The 2,360-nt window shown below is 70.0% G+C and carries 2 protein-coding genes and 1 pseudogene; all 3 read right to left on the bottom strand.

Annotated features, from left to right (window positions below):
* Window positions 1-115 precede the first annotated feature (115 nt).
* A pseudogene (locus RIM90_RS30470) lies at window positions 116-339 on the bottom strand (SDR family NAD(P)-dependent oxidoreductase); the annotation flags it as partial.
* A gap of 90 nt (window positions 340-429) precedes the next feature.
* Window positions 430-1,959: a UDP-N-acetylglucosamine 1-carboxyvinyltransferase gene (locus RIM90_RS30465; protein WP_309063970.1), complete on the bottom strand. Its 1,530-nt coding sequence runs from the start codon at window positions 1,957-1,959 to the stop codon at window positions 430-432.
* A gap of 64 nt (window positions 1,960-2,023) precedes the next feature.
* Entirely contained in the window at window positions 2,024-2,245 is a 222-nt protein-coding gene (locus RIM90_RS30460) for a DUF4236 domain-containing protein (RefSeq protein WP_309063972.1), read from the bottom strand.
* Window positions 2,246-2,360 lie beyond the last annotated feature (115 nt).

The following is a 2,360-nucleotide window of genomic DNA, read 5'->3' as shown; positions in this document are numbered from 1 at the left end:
CGACCACCCGGCGCCACACCGCGGGGTCGGACTCGGCGAACGGACCGCCCTCGGCCACGCCCGCGTTGGCGACCACCACGGACGCGGGCCCGAGCCGCGCACGGATGTCCGCGCCGGCCCGGGCCATACCCCGGTCGTCCGTGACGTCGACCTCCCAGCACTCGCCGGCGCCCGGCAGCGCGTCCTCGACCTGCCCCAGCGCCCGCTCCTCACGCCCGAGCAGCGCCACCTTCGCCCCCCCCGCGCGGACAGTTCCCGCGCCATGGCAGCGCCCAGACCGCGCGCCGCTCCGGTCACGACGGCGGTCCTTGCGCGCAGCGGGCTCTCGCTCCCCGGCATCCGACGGCTCCTCTCGCGGGACGGCGTCCGTCCCGCTCACCGTAAGCACGGGAGCCCCCGAGGGCATGCCGGCAGCCGTCGCGCCGGCTTTCAGATGTCCCGGAAGATCTCGATCTGCGCCCCGATCGAGTTCAGCCGCTCCGCCAGGTCCTCGTAGCCGCGGTTGATGACGTAGACGTTGCGCAGGACGGACGTGCCCTCCGCCGCCATCATCGCCAGCAGGACGACCACCGCGGGCCGCAGGGCCGGCGGGCACATCATCTCGGCGGCACGCCAGCGGGTCGGGCCCTCGACCAGGACGCGGTGCGGGTCCAGCAACTGCAGGCGCCCGCCGAGGCGGTTGAGGTCGGTCAGATAGATCGCGCGGTTGTCGTAGACCCAGTCGTGGATCAGGGTCTTGCCCTGGGCCACCGCCGCGATCGCCGCGAAGAACGGGACGTTGTCGATGTTCAGGCCGGGGAACGGCATCGGGTGGATCTTGTCGATCGGCGCCTCCAGCTTGGAGGGGCGGACGGTGAGGTCCACCAGCCGGGTACGGCCGTTGTCGGCGAAGTACTCGGGCGTGCGGTCGTGGTCGAGGCCCATCTCCTCCAGGACCGCGAGCTCGATCTCCAGGAACTCGATCGGCACCCGGCGCACCGTCAGCTCCGACTCGGTGACGACGGCGGCGGCCACCAGGCTCATCGCCTCGACCGGGTCCTCGGAGGGGGAGTAGTCCACGTCGACGTCGATGGTGGGCACGCCGTGCACGGTGAGCGTGGTGGTGCCGATGCCGTCGACCTTGACGCCCAGGGCCTCCAGGAAGAAGCACAGGTCCTGGACCATGTAGTTGGAGGAGGCGTTGCGGATGACGGTGATGCCGTCGTGCCGGGCGGCGGCGAGCAGCGCGTTCTCGGTGACGGTGTCCCCGCGCTCGGTCAGCACGATCGGGCGGTCGGGGCTGACGGCGCGGTCCACCACCGCGTGGTACTGGCCCTCGGTCGCGGCGATGTCCAGGCCGAACCGGCGCAGCGCGATCATGTGCGGCTCGATCGTGCGCGTACCGAGGTCGCAGCCGCCGGCGTAGGGCAGCTTGAAGCGGTCCATGCGGTGCAGCAGCGGGCCGAGGAACATGATGATGGAGCGGGTGCGGCGGGCGGCGTCCGCGTCGATGGCCGCGAGGTCCAGCTCGGCCGGGGGCACGATCTCCAGGTCGACGCCGTCGTTGATCCACCGGGTGCGCACGCCGATGGAGTTCAGCACCTCCAGGAGGCGGTACACCTCCTCGATGCGGGCCACGCGGCGCAGCACCGTGCGCCCCTTGTTGAGCAGCGAGGCGCACAGCAGCGCCACGCACGCGTTCTTGCTCGTCTTCACATCGATGGCGCCGGAGAGCCGGCGGCCGCCCACCACGCGCAGATGCATCGGTCCGGCGTAGCCCAGGGAGACGATTTCGCTGTCGAGGGCCTCTCCTATACGAGCGATCATCTCAAGGCTGATGTTCTGGTTGCCGCGCTCGATGCGGTTGACGGCACTCTGGCTGGTGCCGAGCGCCTCGGCGAGCTGCGACTGCGTCCAGCCACGGTGCTGCCGGGCGTCGCGGATGAGCTTGCCGATGCGTACGAGGTAGTCGTCTGCCATGAGGTTGAGGTTATCTCAGATATGAGATGGCACCTCTTGGGGGGTCCGTTCGGGTGACGCGGTGTCAGTATCCCCCCGTGCGCCCCCTGGTGTGTCCCTTGGTGCGGCGGGTGCGGCGCCAGCCGAAAGGTCCGGGCAAATCCATCGATGTCGTACGACGTCCGGTGCTGTTCCAGGTGTACCGCGGCCCGTTCCTGCCGCCCGTGGTGAGGGACCACGAGCGCTTGTTGATGCTCAGCCGCACTCCCGGAAGAATTCGAAAGCTCTTGCGAAACGTGAGTGGCATCCCAGCCTCCCTTCGTGTCACGGGAAGTGACCCCGTCTCAGCACGGTTACCCCGTCCGGGCGAGGCCATGATGGACACGTGACCGAATCCCGCAGGCGAGTCGAACTGTTCGAGG

This window comes from Streptomyces sp., from assembly GCF_031181555.1.
Lineage (GTDB): Bacteria > Actinomycetota > Actinomycetes > Streptomycetales > Streptomycetaceae > Streptomyces > Streptomyces fimbriatus.
The sequence above is the reverse complement of the archived record's forward strand: the minus strand, read 5'-3'. Positions and strand labels throughout refer to the sequence as shown.